Consider the following 16787-nt stretch of genomic DNA (forward strand, 5'->3'; position numbering starts at 1 on the left):
GCTTCTGCCTGGTGGGCTGGCGCCACGCGGTCGCCTTCTGGGCCCCCCGGGGGACACCCTGACGGGGCGCGGGCGCGGGGGCCCCGGGGCCGGGCCCCCGCGCGCCGGCGCCCCGGTCAGGGGTTGAGGACCGTGTCCACGGACTCGAAGCGGTCGACCTCGCAGCCGCCGACCTTGTTGAACTCGGTGTCGACCTCGGTGTCCTCGACGTGCCCGGTGACGCGGACGACCTCGGGGCCGCCCATGATCATCGTGCACATCATGTCGCTGGTGTCGAGGACGAACGGCTCCGCGCCGACCTCGTCGATCCGGGCGCACGCCGCCTCGGGGTCGGGGTGGTCGCCGCCGACCGGCGCACAGGTGAGGGTCCAGGTCCCCTCCTCGTAGCCGGACTCGGGCGACAGCGACTCCTCGTCGTTCAGGGAGCGCTCGATCGTCAGCTCGACCTCGGCGTCGCCGCCGCCGGTCGCGCCGTCGTCTCCCTGTTCCTCCCCGTCGCCGGGGGAGGAGGGTTCGGTGGTCTGGTCGGACTCGGGTGCCGGAGCGTTCACCTCTGCGGGATCGTTGCCGCAGGCCGTGATAAGCAGGCCGAGGGCTGCGAGAGCGGCGAGGCGGGTCGGCAGAGCCGTCGCGAGGGTGTGCAGTGACATACCGCTTCGACGTGGCGCGCCCGTGCCGGGTTCCCCGGTTCCTCACATTTTTCGCATCATCACGACACAGGGGGTCACAATGTTCGGGAACGGTGTTCCGGAGACCGGCGCCACCGAGGTGCCCGAGGGCGCCTACCTGCTCGACGTCCGCGAGGACGACGAGTGGAACGCGGGCCGCGCGCCCGGGGCCGTCCACATCCCGCTCGGGGAGCTGGGGCAGCGGGCCTCCGAGGTCCCGCAGGACAGGAGGGTCTACGTGGTCTGCCGTGTCGGCGGCCGCTCCGCCCAGGCCGTCGCGGCGCTGAACCAGGCCGGCTGGGACTCGGTCAACGTGTCCGGCGGGATGCGGGCCTGGGAGCACGCCGGGCGCGCCATGGAGGCGGGCTCCGGCGAGGAGCCGAGGGTCCTGTGAGTCTCCTTCGGGGCGGAATTTGATCGGATTGTGCAAAGCCCTGCCACTCGGCGGCTTTCGGGTGGCACTATGACGTCGTGAGTTCCGAGCGCGCGCCCCTCAGCGCCGAAGCCGTGCTGGCCTCGTCAGCGGACGCGGTGGTCGGTCTCGACAGCGAGCTCCGGGTCACCGTGTGGAATCCGGCCGCCGAGCGCATGTTCGGCTGGAGCGCGGACGAGGTGCTCGGCGGCGAGCTGCCGATCGTCCCCGCCGAGCTGAAGGGCGAGCACGGCGCGGTGCTCGAACAGGTGCGCGCCGGGAACCCGCTGGCGGTGTACACGCGCCGGGTGCGCAGGGACGGCACGGTCCTCGACGTCCGGATCGGCGCCAACCGGGTGGCCGGGGCCGACGGCCGGTTCCTCGGCTGGGTGCTCAACATCCACCCCTCCGACAACGACGTGCAGGCGCAGCGCTCGGCCATGGAGCGGGCCAGGCTGGTGCGCCGGCTCACCGACGTGGTCGTGGACATCAACGCGGACCTCAGCCTCAAGTCGGTGCTCGACCGGATCTCCCGGGGCATCACCGAGCTGACCGGCGCGGACGCGGGAGGGTTCGTCCTCCTCGACGAGGACCGCGTGGAGCTGGTGAGCATCTCGGCCCTGTCCGACGAGCTCCAGGGGTTCACCGCCCCGCTGGAGGACAGCCTGTTCGGGGAGCTGCTGCGCAGCGGCAAGTCCGTCCTGCTGGCCAACGAGGACACCCGCGGCCTCCAGGACCTGGTCTGGGCCGACCTCCCCGGCCTCCACACCATCGCCCTGTGCGTGACCAACGTGCACGGCCGCCCGTACGGCGCCCTCTACGCGCTCTACAGCCAGCGCAAGGTGGGGCACATCGAGCTGGAGCTGCTCGAACTCCTCGCCGCGCACGCCGGGGTGGCGATCGGCAACGCCCTGGCCTACGAGGAGCTCAACCTCCAGCGCGTCCACGAACAGGCCGTGGCCGACTCCAGCGCCGACGGGATCGCCGTGCTGGACTTCGGCGGCCGGGTGCGCAAGTGGAACCGCTCGGCGGTGGAGCTGACCGGCTACCCGTTGGAGGCGGTCGAGGGCCGGCACCCGCCCTTCCCCCTGCCCGCGTGCCACGGCCAGCCCGTCAAGCACAAGCTCAAGGACGGCCGCTGGCTGGAGATCCTCATGGCGAGGATCCCCCGCACCCACGAGTGGGTGGTGGACTTCCGCGACATCACCGCGCAGAAGGCCATGGAGGAGGAGCGCGAGGACTTCCTGGCCACCAGCGGCCACGAGCTGCGGACCCCCATCACGGTGATCCACGGCTACGCGACCACCCTCATGCGCAAGTGGGCGCGGCTCACCCCGGACTCCCAGTACGAGGCGGTCGGCACCATCGCGGACCGGTCCTCGGCACTGGTGACCCTCGTGGACCGGCTCCAGCTGGGATCGGACGTCTCGCGCGGGGAGATCCGGGTCAGCCGGGACAGGTTCGACCTGCTCGACGTGCTGAGGCAGGCGGTCAGCGCGTTCCGGCCGCTCTCGGACCGGCACGAGGTCTCCCTGGACGGGCCCGACGAGCTCCCCGCGACGGCGGGGGACTCCCTGGCCACGGGCATGATCATGGACCAGCTGCTGGACAACGCCCTCAAGTTCTCGCCGGAGGGCGGCCACGTGCACGTGACCGCCCGGGCGGAGGAGGAGGCCGTCGCGGTCACCGTGGACGACGAGGGCGTGGGGCTGCGCCCGGGGGACGAGGAGCGGATCTTCGACCGCTTCGTGCAGGCGGGGGCGCGCGGGGACGGGGAGACCGGTTTCGGCGGGCTGGGGCTGGGTCTGTACATCGTGCGGCAGCTGGCCCGCGACCAGGGCGGGGACGTGACCGCCCAGCGGTTGGAGCGGGGGACCAGGATGCGCTTCACGGTGCCGCTGCACCGTGGCGAGGCGCCGGATCCCGAGGAGGGAGAGGACGCCGGGGCGGAGGAGTCCCCTGTGGCGGCCGCGGTGCGCACGGGCGTCACTGGTGGGGCGCGGGTGACAGACATCTCCCACCAGCCACCTGCGTCCCAAAAAACTACAAAAACCTCTTCAACCCCCGAATCCCTGTCACGACAGCGATCCGTGCGCCGGAGCGCCAGCCCCACCCCGTGATTCATCTCGACGTGGGTTTCCTTCCGAGGTGATCGGGGCATTTCCACCCCTGGTGGAATTCGCTGCCACACTTCGGGCGGGTTCCGGTCCGCCCGAGAGAGCACGAACGCGCAGGGACAGAACGTGTCAGGTGACAGCACCCCAGGTGATTCCGGGGACCGCCCGCAGCAGGTCGAGCGGAGCGTCGTACTCCCCTACGACCCCGCGAGCGTGGCGGGAGCCCGGCAGCGGCTGTGCGGGGACCTGCACGCGATGGAACTCGGTGAGGACCGCGTCGACGACGCCGCCCTCGTTCTGAGCGAACTCGTCAGCAACGCCCTCCGCCACGCCAGCCCCCTGCCCACACCGGGCAACCCCGAGAACTCCGTCGGCGTGTCCTGGAGGGTCGAGGTGGACCGCGGTCCGCGCCCCGGGGGCTGGGTGGAGATCTCGGTGCGCGACGGCGGGTCCAGCACGATGCCCCGGGTGGCGATGCCCTCCGTGTCCGGGCTGGGCGGCCGGGGCCTGGGCATCGTCCAGACCCTGTCGGGCCGCTGGGGCACCGAGATGGACGCGACGACCACCACGGTGTGGGCGGTCCTGGAGCTCTCCGCGGACGACGTCGGCCGCGCGGAGCGGGGGACGGACGCGGACCGCGGCTGCGGTGTCGTCGACCAGCTCGTGGACCGGAGGGCCGCCGACGTCGTCGAGCTGCGCCTCCACCTCCGTGACGACCAGCGGGCCCGGAGCGCGCTGCTCTGAGGCGCCCCGCGAGGGGACTCCGGCGTCGGCACCCGGAGGAACGTGACCGATGTAGCGAAACACCGTCAACACACCGTCACCGAAGTGGCCCGGGGGTGGACGGGGCGCTACAGTCACGTCCGTGGAGTTGAAGATATCAAGCCGATCTCAAGAAGACGTCGCGGTGGTAACCGTGGGCGGTGAGATCGACCTGTACACGGCGCCCCAGTTGCGCAGCGAGCTCGTCGGAGCCCTGGAGGACGGGGCGCGGCGGCTGGTCATCGACATGTCGCGGACGGAGTTCTGCGACTCGACGGGCATCAGCGTGCTGCTCTCCGCCATGAAGCGCGCCCGTGACAAGGGCGGTGAACTGGAGCTCGTGGCGCCCAAACCGGCCGTCATGAAGGTCCTGGAGGTCACCGGACTGGTCGAGGTGTTCGTCATCCACGCCGATCTCGACGCGTTGCCGGTGGCCGCGGGGACCGGCAAGGCCCAGTAGACGGGGCGAGGTGCGCGAGGAGGAGGCCGGCGGCCCGGAGGAGACCGGGGTCGCCGTGGTGATCGCCGCCAAGGACGAGGCCGAACGGGTCGGCTGCACCGTGCGCGCCGCCCGCGACCTGCCCGGTGTCGACCTGGTCGTCGTGGTCGACGACGGTTCCGCGGACACGACGGCGGACGTCGCGCTCCGGGCCGGCGCGCGCGTGTTCAGGCACAGCCGCAACCGGGGCAAGGGAGCGGCGATGGAGACGGGCGCCGAGGGCGTCCGGCTCATCGAGGAGCACGAGGCGGAAGCCGGTACGCGCCGCCCGCCCCGGCACCTGCTGTTCCTCGACGCCGACCTGGAGGGCACGGCCTCGGGGGCCGCCCCGCTGATCGAACCGGTCGGCACGGGGAAGGCCGACATGACCATCGCGCTCTTCCCCGCCACCCGCATGCGCCTGGGCGGCCACGGTTTCGTGGTGCGCCTCGCCCGGGGCGGGGTCAGCCGGGCCACGGGCTGGGAGCCCGAGCAGCCGCTCAACGGCCAGCGCTGCCTGACGCGCGCGGCCTTCGAGGCGGCCAGGCCGCTGGCGCCCGGTTTCGGGGTCGAGACCGGCCTCACCATCGACGTGCTCCGGGCGGGGTTCCGCGTGGAGGAGGTGGAGGTGCCGCTGGAGCACCGGGCCACCGGCACCGACCTCAGGGCGCAGATGCACCGCGCGCACCAGTTCACGGACGTGGCGAGGGCCCTGATGGCCAGGGGGTTCCGGCCCGCGGTCCGGCGCGGATGGGACAGGGCCCTGGGGCGCACGACGTTCACGCGACGGCAAATGTCGCGAAAATTCGGGCACAGGGATCGGGGAAATAGCCAGGAGTGACACCATAGGTGCTTTGCGTAGCGATACGCTCGCGCTGTGTTCACTACGCTCATTGCCTCGCTGGGTCTGATCGCCGGCCTGGGCGGACTCGCCCTCGGCGGATACGCCCTGAACAGGGCCCGCGCGCTCGGCGAAGAATCCCAGGTCCTGGCCACCCGCACGGCCGCGGTGGGCGCCTCGGGCGTCGACCCGTTCGCCGTCCGTGACGTGGCCGTACTGCACTACGACGCCCTGGAGGAGATGTCGGGCGCCCGCTCCTTCTCCCTCGCACTGCTCAACGGCCAGGGCGACGGGGTCGTCCTCACCTCCATCAACGGCCGCACCGAGTCGCGCACCTACGCCAAGGCCGTCGTGCGCGGCGAGGGCCGCGTCCTGCTCAGCCCGGAGGAGGACCGCGTGGTCCGGTCGGCCCGGCTGGGCAACGGCGTCGGCGCCCTCGTGCCCGCGCCCTCGGCCCCGGTCGGGACCGCGGCTGCCGGGGCCGCGGTGGCCGGCTCCGACGGCAGCGGCGCGGAGCCCGCGGCGGACTCCCTGGTCACGGTGCTGTCAGCCGTGGAGGACATGGACGACACGGACCACATGGACGACGCGGAGGGCTGCGACGCGGACGACCGCTCCGGGGACGGGGAGGGCTCCGGGCAGGAGGACGGAGCCGGGATCCGCGCCTCGGTCGGGGACGCGGGGGACGGCGTCCCGGAGGCCGCGGCGCGCGCCGGCCGCACGTCCGGGGGCGCGGGCTCCCTGAAGGAGAAGGTGGACGGGAGCACCTCCGCCCGCGGGTGACCCGCCGCCCGGCCGACGTGCGTGTCCCCAGGGGCCACGCGCCGCCCACCGGTCCGTATAGCCTGGCACCATGCCCAACCGCTACGCCTACCTCGGCCCCGAGGGCACCTTCACCGAGGCCGCGCTGCGCGCGCTGCGCCCCGAGGCGCCCGACGGGGCGCGCGTCCCGTGCGACGGCGTCGCCGCGGTCTTCGACGCCGTCCGGACCGGCACGGTGGACGGCGGCGTCGTCCCGCTGGAGAACTCGGTGGAGGGCGGCGTCACCGCCACCATCGCCGAGCTCGTCAACGGGGAGCCGCTCCTCATCACCGGTGAGACGGCGATCCCGGTCGAGTTCGCGCTGTTCGCCCGGCCCGGCACCGTCCTGGAGGACGTCAAGCGGGTGGCCACCCACCCCCACGCCCTCGCCCAGTGCCGAGGCTGGCTCGCCCGACGGCTGCCCGACGCGGAAACGCACACGGTCTCCTCCACCGCCGCCGCCGCCCGCACGGTCTCCGAACCCGGCGCGCCCTACGACGCGGCGATCTGCGCGGTGATCGCGGGCGAGCGGTACGGGCTGCACGCGCTCGCCGTCGGGATCGGCGACCGCGGCGGGGCCGCCACCCGGTTCATCTACCTGTCCAGACCCGGCGCGGTCTCCGCGCCCACCGGGGCCGACCGGACCTCGCTGGTCGCCTTCATCTCCGACGACCACCCCGGCGCCCTGATCGAGGTGCTCAGCCAGTTCTCCGTCCGCGGGGTCAACCTCACCCGGCTGGAGTCGCGCCCCACCGGGGACAAGCTCGGCAGCTACTGCTTCTGCATCGACGCGGAGGGCCACGTGGCCGAGGCCCGCGTCGGCGAGGCCCTCATGGGCATCCGGAGGGTCTGCCGGGACGTGCGCTTCCTCGGCAGCTACCCGCGGGGCGGCGAGGCCGTCGAGACCGACCCCCCGCTCCGGCCCCGTCCGGCCACCGACGCGGAGTTCGCGGAGGCGGAGCAGTGGCTGGCGCGCATCCGTGCCGGACACGTCGATTGACGACCGCGCCGGCCGTCCCGGCCGGCGGCCCCGCGGCGGCCTCCTCCACAGCGGTCCCCCCGCACGCGGGCGGGGAGGCCGGGCGATGTTCCCCACCAGGATGCCGAAGAACGAGGTCCCCCCGCACGCGGGCGGGGAAGCCGCCGCCGTGCGTCGGCGGCGCGGTCCGGGGAAACGATGTGACCGCCGCCGAGCCCGGGCGGTAACCTGCAAGACGTGATCGACCTTCGCGCTCTTCGAGAAGACCCCGAACGACTCCGCGCCTCGCAGCGCGCCCGCGGGGAGGACCCCTCCGTCGCGGACCGGCTGCTCGAACTCGACTCCGGCCGCCGCGCCGCGCTGACCCGGTTCGAGACGCTGCGCGCCGAGCAGAAGAGTGTGGGCAAGTCCGTCTCCAAGGCCTCCGCGGAGGACCGCGAGGAGCTCCTGACCAAGGCCAAGTCGCTCGCGGCCGAGGTCAAGGAGGCCGAGGCCGAGGCCGGCCGCCTCGCCGAGGAGCTGGCCGCCGTCCTGGCCCGCGTCCCCAACATCGTGGAGGCGGACGCGCCCGAGGGCGGCGTGGACGACTTCCGGGTCCTGGAGACCGTCGGGACGCCGCGCGAGTTCGACTTCACCCCGCGCGACCACCTGGAGCTGGGCGAGATGCTCGGCGCCATCGACATGGAGCGCGGCGCCAAGGTCTCGGGATCCCGCTTCTACTTCCTCACCGGCGTGGGCGCCCAGCTGGAGCTGGCACTGCTCAACATGGCGATGAACCAGGCCGTGGCCGCGGGCTTCACCGCGATGATCCCGCCGGTCCTGGTCAAGCCCGAGACCATGGAGGGCACCGGCTTCCTCGGCGAGCACGCCGACGAGGTGTACCGGCTGGCCGCGGACGACCTGTACCTCGTGGGCACCTCCGAGGTGCCGCTGGCCGGGTACCACGCCGGGGAGATCCTGGCCGCCGACGACCTGCCCAACCGGTACGTGGGCTGGTCGACGTGCTTCCGCCGCGAGGCCGGCTCCTACGGCAAGGACACCAGGGGCATCATCCGGGTCCACCAGTTCAACAAGGTGGAGATGTTCGTGTACGCCCACCCGGACCGGGCGCACGAGGAGCACGAGCGGCTCCTCGCCTGGGAGCGGGAGATGCTCGACAAGCTGGAGCTGCCCTACCGCGTGGTGGACATCGCCGGGGGCGACCTGGGCACCAGCGCCGCCCGCAAGTTCGACTGCGAGGCGTGGGTCCCCACCCAGGAGACCTACCGCGAGCTGACCTCCACCTCGAACTGCACCGACTTCCAGACCCGGCGCCTCAACGTGCGGTTCCGGGGGGAGGACGGCAAGCCCCGCTTCGCCGCCACCCTGAACGGGACGCTGGCCACCACACGGTGGATCGTCGCCATCCTGGAGAACCACCAGCGCGCGGACGGCTCCGTGGTCGTCCCCGAGGCGCTGCGCCCCTTCCTGGGCCTCGACGTCCTGGAGCCGGTGAACGCCAAGTAGCACCCGTGTACGCGAGGAGCCCCCGCCCACAAAGGGCGGGGGCTCCTCGCGTTCGGGGCCCTGGCTACAGGTAGGGGCCGGATCCGTGCGGCTCGTCGCCGGCCACGGACGGGCCGTCCTGGGCCTGGAGGCCGGAGAGGCCGGGCGGCAGCGCCTTGCGCATGTTCTCCAGCTGGGCCCTGGCCGCCATCTGCTGGGCGAACAGGGTCGTCTGGATGCCGTGGAACAGGCCCTCGAGCCAGCCCACCAGCTGCGCCTGGGCGATGCGCAGCTCCGCGTCGCTGGGCGCCGACCCGTCCGCGAACGGCAGGGTCAGCCGGTCCAGCTCCTCGATGAGCTCGGGGGCGAGGCCGTCCTCGAGCTCCTTGATCGAGGAGGTGTGGATCTCCTTGAGGCGGGTGCGGCTGGCCTCGTCCAGCGGAGCGGCCTTCACCTCGTCCAGGAGCTGGCGGATCATGCTGCCGATCCGCATCACCTTGGCGGGCTGCTCCACCATGTCGGCGAGGGAGCGGGGCTCCTCCGCGCCGTCGTCGTCGGCCCCGTCGTGCTGGTCGACCCCCATGACCAGTACCTGGGGCTCGTCCTTCTGGTCGTCTGCGCTGCTCATCAGTTCCCTTACGTGGATGTACCGGCACGCCGTCAGAGGGTGAGGAGAATCTTTCCGGTGTGCGCGCTCGATTCCATGACGCGATGCGCCTCCGCCGCGTTCCGCATCGGTACAGAACGGTCCACGACGGGGCGGATGGCTCCTTGTTCTACCAACGGCCACACCTGCTCCAGTACTCCCGCGACGATGGCCGCCTTCTCGTCCAGGGGACGGGAGCGGAGCGTCGTCGCGTGTACGGAGAGCCTTTTCGCGAGCATACGCCCCAGATCGGCCTCGGCGCGGCGGCCTCCCATCAGGGCGATCATCGTGATGCGGCCGTTCGTCGCCAGCGAACGCAGGTTCGCGTCGAGGTAGGAGCCGCCCATGATGTCGAGGATGAGGTCGGCGCCGCCCTCCTCGCGCATGCGCTCGGCGAAGTCCTCGGTCCGGTAGTTGACGGTGATCTCGGCGCCCAGCTCGCGGCAGCGGGCCAGCTTCTCCTCGCTGCCCGCGGTGACCGCCACGCGGGCGCCCAGGGCCCGGGCGAACTGGATGGCGAAGGTGCCGATGCCGCTGCCCCCGCCGTGCACGAGGACGGTCTCCCCCGCGCGCAGCCCGCCGACCATCACGAGGTTGGACCACACCGTGGCGGCCACCTCGGGCAGGGCGGCGGCCTCGGCCAGGCCGACGCCCTCGGGCACGGGGAGCAGCTGCCCCACGGGGACGGCCACCTTCTCCGCGTAGCCGCCCCCGGACAGGAGGGCGCACACGGGGTCGCCCACGGACCATCCGGAGTCCTCGGTGCCGGGGCCGAGCGCGGCCACGGTGCCCGAGCACTCCAGGCCCGGGTACTCGGAGGCGCCGGGTGGGGGCGGGTAGGTGCCCTGCCGTTGCGCGACGTCGGCGCGGTTGACCGCGCCGGCGGCCACGTCCACCAGGACCTCCCCCTCTCCTGCGACGGGGTCGGGAACCTCTGACCAGGCGAGGACCTCGGGTCCTCCCGGTGCGGTGATACGGATCGCGTGCATGAGCCAGACAGTACCCGGGGAGGTTCAGGGACGGTGCTACGGATTGCCCTGTCCACCGACCCCCGGGGGATGCTTCCCTGGGGTGGGGCGGGTATGAGTGACACCAGGAAGCGGATCCCGCCTCTCCCTTGTGGAGTGTCCCTTCCTCCACAGCACACCCCCTTCACGCAGGAGAACTCCGGTGGCACACCAGGAACAGCATGGGACGGGTCGCAGCTCCGAGGCGGGCACGGGTTCGGAGGCCGAGGAGAGGCCCGAGTCCCTCTGGGAGGGTACGGACGGGGGCGCCGAGGGGACCGGCGAACCGTCCGCCGAAGCCGCTCCGGAGCCGCCCGCGCCCACGCCGAGGGAGCAGTGGTTCGGCGGGTTCGAGGGGGCGGCCCCGCCCCCGCCCCCCTACGCCCGGCTGCCCGAGGACGCGCCTCCCCCGCTGCCGGGGACCGGCTACCAGGCGCCGCCGCCGGACGAGGACGACGGTCCGGGCGGGCCCGGGGCCCCGGAACGCCCCGAGGCCCCGGAGGACACCGCGGACTCCGACGACGAGACGCGGAGCTCCACGGTCCGGCTCCTGCCGGGCGCGGTCCGGCGGCCGCAGCGCCCCCAACGGCCCCAGCGACCCCAGAGGCCCGCCCGACCGGGCGGAGGGGGGCCGGACCCCCTCGCACCGCGCAGGCTCCGGGGCGACTCCGACGTCCCCGAGCCCGAGCAGCTACCGCCGCTCGACACCGAACGCCCGGACCCCTCCGGGGCGGACGGCACGGAAACCGGTGCGGGCCCGGTCCCGGGGGCGGACGGGACCCCGGGACCGGACTCCGCACCGGACGCGCGACCGGCGCCGGGCCACGGGGCCGACGGATTCGGAGCCGGGTCGGGGCCGACGCGGACCCCGGAGCCGGCCCCCGAACCCGGGCCGGTGGCGGGCCCGTGGGCGGACGACGAGCGCACCGACCCCCTCCGTCCCGCGGGGGCGGGGCCCTCCGACCCCGGCCCGGTGCGGTCCGAGCCGCTGCCGCGCCGCGGCCCCGAACCCCCGCCCACCCTCACCGGCCCGCGGGCCGGACTCGCGCCCGCGCCCGCGCGCCCCTCCGGGCAGCAGGCCCAGAGGCGCCCCGACCAGGAGGGGGAGACCGCCGACGCCCTCAACGCGGCCACGCTGGTGCGCAACCGGCGCCAGGGGCCGAGCGGCGGCTGGCGCCGTGCCGTGCACTCCGCCACCCTCGGCCTCGTCAACCCGGGGGAGTCCGCCAAGGTCCTGCGCCGGCGCGAACTGGTGGCCCGCGCCTGCACCCCCGTCGCGACCGGGCACCACCGGGTGGCGGTGCTCAGCCTCAAGGGAGGGGTGGGCAAGACCACCACCACGGTCGCGCTGGGCGCGACCCTGGCCTCGCTGCGCGGCGACCGGGTCCTCGCCGTGGACGCCAACCCCGACCGCGGCACGCTGTCGGACAAGGTGCGGCTGGAGACCGCCGCGACCATCCGCGACCTGCTCAACGAGCGCCACCTCGTGTCGCGCTACGCCGACATCCGGGGGTTCACGTCCCAGTCGCCCAGCCGCTTGGAGATCCTCGCCTCCGACCGCGACCCCGCCGTCTCCGAGGCGTTCAGCGACGGCGACTACCGCGAGGTGGCCCGGATAGTCGAGCACTTCTACTCCATCTGCATCACCGACTGCGGCACCGGCCTCCTGCACTCGGCGATGCGCGGGGTACTCGGGCTCGCCGACCAGGTGGTCCTGGTCAGCTCCGCCTCCGTGGACGGGGCCCGCAGCGCCAGCGCCACCCTGGACTGGCTGGAGGCGCACGGCCACGGGCCGCTCGTGCGCGGCGCCGTCGTGGTGCTGTCGATGGTGCGGTCCAACAGCAAGAGCAGCGTCGACCTCAACCGGCTGGAGGGCCATTTCGCGAGCAGGTGCCGCGACGTGGTCCGGGTGCCCTGGGACGGCCACCTCGAGGAGGGCGCCGAGGTCGACCTCGACCAGCTCGCCCCGGGGACGCGGGACGCCTACCTCCAGTTGGCGGCGTCGGTCGGGGAGGCGTTCGCCTGGCGCGGGTGAGGACGGTCGGGACGGGACACAACGCGCGGAGGGCGCCTCTCCGGTTTACGGGACCCGCTTCCGGACAATGGTGGGGAGGGAATCCGGGCACCAGGTGCTCCGCGGTGCCGCGCCGGGCCGTCGGCCGCCGTTCCGGGCCGGTCCCGGGCATGCGCGCCGGGGCCGTAGGTCGGACGGAACGGCGACCTTCGGCCTGCGCCGTTCCGGCGGGGCGCTGGTCTACTCGACGAAGATGGTCCGCAGTGCTGTCGCAGTGCTAAGGGGGAACTATGGCAGGCAAAGAGGTGCGCCCGGCCCGGGTCGTCGTGGGGATCGACGGATCGGACGGCTCACGGGCGGCGTTGGAGTGGGCGGCGGCGGAGGCCGCCCGGCGGGACGCCCCGCTCCGCATCGTGCACGCCCTGGGGATGCCGCTGATCGTGTCGGCCCACGGGGGCGCCGCGCGGTTCGAGCCCACGCCGGAGATCCACGGCCAGGCCACCGGTGTGCTGGGCGAGGCGGAGGCACACGTCCGCGAGCTCCGGCCGACCGTGGTCACGGAGGCCGTGACCGCGATGGAGGAGGCGCCGCTGGCCGTCATCCGGCAGAGCCACCCCCACGACCTGATCGTGGTCGGCACCCGGGGGATGGGCACGTTCAAGTCGGTGTTCGTGGGCTCGGTCAGCGTCCGGGTGGCCGCCCACGCGCCGTGCCCGGTCGTGGTCGTCCCCTCGCGCAAGGGCAAGCCCGCGACCACGTCGATGGACCGGATCGTGGTCGGTGTCGACGGCTCCGAGACCGCGCGCCGCGCCCTCGGCCTCGCCTACGACCTGGCGGCTGAGAGCGGTGCCGAACTGGTCGTGGTCCACAGCTGGGAGGTTCCCTACCCCTACGACCCGGTCGCGATGACCGCCGCCGGGTACCAGCCGCAGGAGGAGCTGTTCGAGAGGCAGTCCGAGGAACTGGTGGCCGGCCTGCTCGCCGAGGTCGTCGACGAGAGGCGCGAGGACCTCGACGTCGAGGTCAGCGTGGTGCGGACCCAGAACAGCCCGGTGAGCGCGATCCTGGAGGCCGCCGAGGGCGCGGACGCCGTCGTGGTGGGCTCGCGGGGCAGGGGCACCGTGCGCGGCCTGCTCCTGGGCTCGGTCAGCCAGGGCGTGCTGCACCGTTCCAGGATCCCCGTGGTCGTCCTCCCCAGGCACGCCGACGAGGACGAGTAGGGCAGCGGGCCCCGGGGCCGGCGCCCGAGGACCGGCCCGGGGCCCGTGACGCCGCCGCCCCCGGTTCCGGTGCTCCGACGGGGTCGGCCTCAGAGGGTCAGGTGGTGGGGAGAGCCGGGCGAGGAAGGGCTCCACCCCTCGTCCCGGGCCCGGCGGATGGCGGTCGCGACCACGGCCGGGGTGACGGGGACGGCCGCGCCGGGTCCCACCCGGTAGTGGCCCGGGTGCGGGTGCGGCGTCGCGACGACGAGCACCCGTCCGGGGGAGTCCGCGAGCTCCGCCGCGAAGGTCATGGGGCTCTCACCCACCCCCTGCGCGTAGGTCGGCCTGCGGCGTACGCGCCAGCGGTAGTCCGTGCCGTCCACGCTGATACGGCGTGAGCCCTTGCGTACCAATGCCATGAGTCCTCCGTGGGTCGGGGGCGGTCGGCCGGGTGCGCCGTCCGTGAGGCAGCATGCTCGACCGCCCCGCTGACTGTCCACGGATTTGTCCGGCTGCGGCGTTGCCTGCGCGGAGGGAGGGCCTCCCCCTCCGGAGGTCGGGCCCCGTCGACCTGTCGACACGTCGACGGGGACCTTGCGGGCCCGTTCCGCACTGCGCCGGCCGCGGTGACCGGACCCGGACCCGGACACGCGGAAGGCCGGTGGCCCCGGGGGCGTGTGCGCCGTGTGCGCACCGGCCCGGAACCACCGGCCTTCTCTGTCTCTCCCGCAAGCTGCTGACCTGCGGGTTCTGCGGAGGGTATGGGATTTGAACCCATGAAGCCCCGTTGGTCCGAGGGGGTCTGACGACCTGCTGGCAAACCGAGGAAATGCTCTGTGAGCTGCATAGATGTTCCGGTGGCTTCCCAGCGCTTCCGGCCGTTTCTCGGAGTCATGTGCGATAAATGTGCGATGGAGTTGAGAGTGTTCTGGGGATCTTGGGCAGGGAGAGACGCCGCGTCGGTACCCCAGCAGACAGCGACCACGGGTCCGGTCCCGCGCGGGGTCTGGCGCGATCGGTCCGAGCATCCGCACGTCCTGTGTCGCGCCAGGGTCCGTGTGGGCTCGGGGGGTCCAGGGGGCGCGAGCCCCTTGGTACTGCCAGTCGCCGACACATCGTAGATACGAGCGGTGGATAGCACAGCTTCAAGCGTCAGCCGAGAGTGACATGACCGTGACGGTTGATATTGCCATCAAACATTGAGACTGATTTCTCTGACGGATGCATGTGTCCTGGTTCACTATGGTCCTCTCGGGCAGTTCTAGTCCACCTCAGCCTTGGACTTGTCCGAGGAGAGTCATGGGTGTGCGGGCATGTGGCCGCACGCTTGGGACCGGGCGGCAGCCCGCAGCCCGAGCGGAGGCTGCTGGCCGCCGCGACGGCGCTCGCGCCGTCGCCTTGATCTCATAAGGGTGTATTCGGCAGAGGGGCCATCGGAGCACCGGTTAGGAAGATTAATTAAATGATAGAAAAGCTAAATCTTCGGAACTTTAAATCATGGCAAGAAACCGGAGATATCGATTTCAGCAAAATAACACTTTTCTTTGGTTCTAATTCCTCTGGAAAAACTAGTATTCTTCAGAGTCTGATGCTCATGAAGCAGACAGCTGAATCTGCCGACATGAGAAGTGTCTTTGATTTCGGTAGGCCTGACTCAATGGTTGAGCTCGGCAACTTCAACGATATCCTATTTTCTCACAGTGAAAACTCAGGCCTGGGTATATCGGTGGCGTGGACTCCCGAGAGTCCAGTTGTTATTCCCAATCTAGACAAGAAGAATTCTCCTCCCATATTCCAGGGGAGTGCGATTGAATTCGAAGTTGAAGTGAAGAAGCATCTGTCTGACATTCGAGTGGAAAAACTGAAGTATGTTCTAGATGGACTTAGTTTTTCTCTGATGCATTCAAAGACTAATAGCTATAAACTATCGAGTGAAGGATACCGGATAAAGCGAACCCCTGGGAGGGCTTGGCCACTTCCTCCTCCAAGGAAATTCTATGGTTTTCCGGACCAGGTTCGTGCGTATTATCAGAACGCGTCTTTTCTTTCTGATCTCGAGCTAGACCTCGAGAGGCTTTTTGACAGAATTTATTATCTTGGGCCGCTTCGGGACGACCCCAAGCGGCAATATTCTTGGGCAGGTGGTCGTCCTATGGATGTCGGCCACCGCGGGGAAAAGTCCATCGAAGCACTTATTTCAAGTCAGGCCGATGGGAATACTAATACAAGAGCCTATATTGAAAAGAAAAATGGCGTACTTCAGGCTGTTCGAAGAATTACCGTAGAGCAGCACGTGGCAGAATGGCTTAAGCAATTGGGGTTGATATACTCGTTTGACGTAAAAGCCGTGGATGATAGAAACTCGCTATATCGGGTTCTTGTTAAAAAGAGCCAGTATAGTTCGGAGGTGCTTCTCACGGACGTCGGCTTTGGCGTCAGTCAGGTGCTACCAGTATTGGTGCTACTCGCCTACGTCCCCGAAGAATCTATAGTGATGCTCGAGCAGCCGGAGATACACCTGCACCCTGCTGTTCAAAGTGCCCTTGCGGACGTTCTGATTGAGGCAGCTAAGGTTAGAAATCTGCAGCTTATCGTTGAGAGCCATTCTGAGCATCTGTTGCTTAGGATGCAGCGCAGAATAGCTGAAGGTGAGATAATTAACTGGAACAAGAGGGTGGGATTTTCGTCTGAAGACTGCTCTGTTTATTTTTGTGATTCTCAAGGTAGGAAATCTACTATTCGAGAATTGGAGCTCGATGATTATGGCAATATTAAGAACTGGCCTGATGGCTTCTTTGGAAACTCGCTTGAAGAGTCAGTGGCGATGAATCGCGCGGCGCGGAAAAAGCGATCCTCTGGTAAGGAGAAAAATTGAAATTTCCACAAAGAAGTGTTGTGGATACAAATGTTCTCATCGCTGCAAATGGGAGGAGAACCCATGTTTCAAGAGAGTGTAGCGACCAGGCAGTCGATTTCCTTGAGCATTGCACACAAGGGGCTGTCGTTGTGGTTGATAACCTCGGCAGGATATTGTCTGAGTATGAAGACTACTGTAATTACAGTGGCCAGCCGGGAGTTGGCGATCATTTTTTCTTGTACGTTCATCGAAGGCAGGCCAGTCAGAATGCTGTAGTTGCTGTCGAGGTTCCTGTCAGCGAAGATGGTGATTTTTTAGATATTCCGGATTCATTGCAGGATTTTGATCCTTCAGACAAGAAATTCGTGGCAGTTGTTCTCGCCGATAAATGTGAGTCTCAGGTTGTTAATTGCTCCGACTCGGACTGGCTTCATGCTTTCGTTGAGCTAGAGGGGGCCGGTGTTAGAGTTTTCCAATTATGTCCAGAGTGTCTCAAGGGAGTTTCTTGAACCCTTGAA

General features: G+C 70.0%; 16 protein-coding genes. 12 read left to right on the forward strand and 4 right to left on the reverse strand.

Annotation, left to right across the window (positions count from 1 at the left end; translation table 11 throughout):
- Positions 1 to 116 precede the first annotated feature (116 nt).
- The gene (locus ACWGL3_RS07230; RefSeq protein WP_267947419.1) at positions 117 to 650 is read right to left on the reverse strand and encodes an SSI family serine proteinase inhibitor; all 534 of its coding nucleotides are present in this window, start codon (positions 648 to 650) and stop codon (positions 117 to 119) included.
- Positions 651 to 729: 79 nt separating this feature from the next.
- Here ACWGL3_RS07230 and ACWGL3_RS07235 point away from each other — a divergent pair, with 79 nt between their 5' ends.
- From ACWGL3_RS07235 to serS, 8 genes are all read left to right on the forward strand, one after another.
- Entirely contained in the window at positions 730 to 1062 is a 333-nt protein-coding gene (locus ACWGL3_RS07235) for a rhodanese-like domain-containing protein (RefSeq protein ID WP_267947420.1), read from the forward strand.
- A 77-nt stretch (positions 1063 to 1139) separates the two neighbouring features.
- On the forward strand, positions 1140 to 3200 hold the full coding sequence (locus ACWGL3_RS07240; protein WP_267947421.1) for a PAS domain S-box protein: 2061 nt from the start codon (positions 1140 to 1142) through the stop codon (positions 3198 to 3200).
- 123 nt (positions 3201 to 3323) lie between these two features.
- Positions 3324 to 3941: an ATP-binding protein gene (locus ACWGL3_RS07245; RefSeq protein ID WP_452461038.1), complete on the forward strand. Its 618-nt coding sequence runs from the start codon at positions 3324 to 3326 to the stop codon at positions 3939 to 3941.
- Positions 3942 to 4062: 121 nt separating this feature from the next.
- Positions 4063 to 4419, forward strand: a complete 357-nt coding sequence (locus ACWGL3_RS07250; protein WP_267947423.1) for an STAS domain-containing protein — start codon at positions 4063 to 4065, stop codon at positions 4417 to 4419.
- Between the two features lie 10 nt (positions 4420 to 4429).
- On the forward strand, positions 4430 to 5278 hold the full coding sequence (locus tag ACWGL3_RS07255; protein ID WP_267947424.1) for a glycosyltransferase family 2 protein: 849 nt from the start codon (positions 4430 to 4432) through the stop codon (positions 5276 to 5278).
- A gap of 36 nt (positions 5279 to 5314) precedes the next feature.
- Positions 5315 to 6061, forward strand: coding sequence for a DUF4446 family protein (locus ACWGL3_RS07260; protein WP_452461039.1), 747 nt, complete (start codon positions 5315 to 5317; stop codon positions 6059 to 6061).
- 70 nt (positions 6062 to 6131) lie between these two features.
- Positions 6132 to 7079: a prephenate dehydratase gene (gene pheA, locus ACWGL3_RS07265; RefSeq protein ID WP_267947425.1), complete on the forward strand. Its 948-nt coding sequence runs from the start codon at positions 6132 to 6134 to the stop codon at positions 7077 to 7079.
- A 216-nt stretch (positions 7080 to 7295) separates the two neighbouring features.
- A complete protein-coding gene (serS, locus tag ACWGL3_RS07270) occupies positions 7296 to 8564 on the forward strand; it encodes a serine--tRNA ligase (protein ID WP_267947426.1) in 1269 nt (422 codons plus the stop codon).
- Between the two features lie 64 nt (positions 8565 to 8628).
- Here the strand turns inward: serS and ACWGL3_RS07275 are convergent, their stop codons facing one another.
- Positions 8629 to 9171, reverse strand: coding sequence for a bacterial proteasome activator family protein (locus ACWGL3_RS07275; protein WP_276567181.1), 543 nt, complete (start codon positions 9169 to 9171; stop codon positions 8629 to 8631).
- 32 nt (positions 9172 to 9203) lie between these two features.
- Positions 9204 to 10178 (reverse strand): NAD(P)H-quinone oxidoreductase, encoded by a 975-nt coding sequence (locus ACWGL3_RS07280; RefSeq protein ID WP_344178998.1) that lies wholly within the window; start codon positions 10176 to 10178, stop codon positions 9204 to 9206.
- 181 nt (positions 10179 to 10359) lie between these two features.
- On the opposite strand from ACWGL3_RS07280, the gene ACWGL3_RS07285 reads away from it, so the two are divergent.
- On the forward strand, positions 10360 to 12231 hold the full coding sequence (locus ACWGL3_RS07285; protein WP_452461040.1) for a nucleotide-binding protein: 1872 nt from the start codon (positions 10360 to 10362) through the stop codon (positions 12229 to 12231).
- Positions 12232 to 12500: 269 nt separating this feature from the next.
- Positions 12501 to 13430, forward strand: coding sequence for a universal stress protein (locus ACWGL3_RS07290; protein WP_267947429.1), 930 nt, complete (start codon positions 12501 to 12503; stop codon positions 13428 to 13430).
- A gap of 89 nt (positions 13431 to 13519) precedes the next feature.
- On the opposite strand, the gene ACWGL3_RS07295 is transcribed toward ACWGL3_RS07290, so the two are convergent.
- Complete coding sequence (locus ACWGL3_RS07295) at positions 13520 to 13831, reverse strand: hypothetical protein (protein WP_344179004.1); 312 nt, start codon at positions 13829 to 13831, stop codon at positions 13520 to 13522.
- Between the two features lie 1043 nt (positions 13832 to 14874).
- Between ACWGL3_RS07295 and ACWGL3_RS07300 the strand changes: the two genes are divergently transcribed.
- Together ACWGL3_RS07300 and ACWGL3_RS07305 are read left to right on the forward strand one after the other, a co-directional pair.
- Positions 14875 to 16287 (forward strand): DUF3696 domain-containing protein, encoded by a 1413-nt coding sequence (locus tag ACWGL3_RS07300; RefSeq protein WP_452461041.1) that lies wholly within the window; start codon positions 14875 to 14877, stop codon positions 16285 to 16287.
- Positions 16284 to 16778, forward strand: coding sequence for a hypothetical protein (locus ACWGL3_RS07305; protein WP_452461042.1), 495 nt, complete (start codon positions 16284 to 16286; stop codon positions 16776 to 16778). The genes ACWGL3_RS07300 and ACWGL3_RS07305 overlap by 4 nt, the downstream gene beginning before the upstream one ends.
- Positions 16779 to 16787: the final 9 nt, after the last annotated feature.

This window comes from Nocardiopsis sp. NPDC055824, assembly GCF_053616335.1.